General features: G+C 45.7%; 1 protein-coding gene. It reads right to left on the reverse strand.

Annotation, left to right across the window (positions count from 1 at the left end):
* Positions 1-17: 17 nt before the first annotated feature.
* Positions 18-744: TnsD family Tn7-like transposition protein (locus tag AC0L3J_RS37170; RefSeq protein WP_473350399.1), on the reverse strand; the 727-nt coding region annotated here is incomplete at its 5' end.

Here is a 744-nt window from a genome sequence, read left to right on the forward strand (position 1 = left end):
TTATTCCGTAACTCGGGTCATAAGGAGTGGCGTATTTTTGTTTGGTTTAACAGCCAGCTCGATGTCGCTCTTGGGTGATCAAGGCTACTATCTAGACGCTTTATGATTCTTAATAGTTGTCGTACAGCAATTCGATCTCTTTGGTTCCAATCAACTCTAGGGGCGGGTGCCAGACGCTCTTGTTGATGCTGTTGATTCCAGTGAACTAGCCAATCCCTGTCATGTCGGTAAAGCCAAGCGTATAGCACCCCACCCTCTAAAGACTGTCTTGCCGCCTTAATTCCTTGGTATTTATGCACTAGTTGCTGCCAGTCTTTATGCTTAACAGATAAATCTTCAGAGTTAGGTTGCACAGACTGGCTAACAGGTCTTGTCGTTATAGAGTGCTCAGTAAGAGCACTTGCCTGCTGTAGCGCTTCTATAACCGTTAGTTTTGGCAATAAGGCTTGCCACACAATACTATGCTGTAAATAACTAAAGGCTTTTCTATGCTTACGGAATATACTTTTCAGCCAACACGTGTCCTTGTTCTCTGCCAACTTTAAATCCAGTTTCTCTAGTGCCTCATCACTAAAAGTCTGCCTCACTCTCTCCGCCACCAAGTCATGACGAATGTGCTTGCTTTTGGTTAGCCCTAGATCCTGCGCTAAGCGCTGATAAAACAGCGTCCACTGCTCAAGGCTTGGGGAAAGCTCTTGCGCTCGTGGAGCATCTAACAGAGGGGCTATATAAGCAGCTAGTGCT

Source organism: Bradyrhizobium sp. Kon37, from assembly GCF_055807535.1.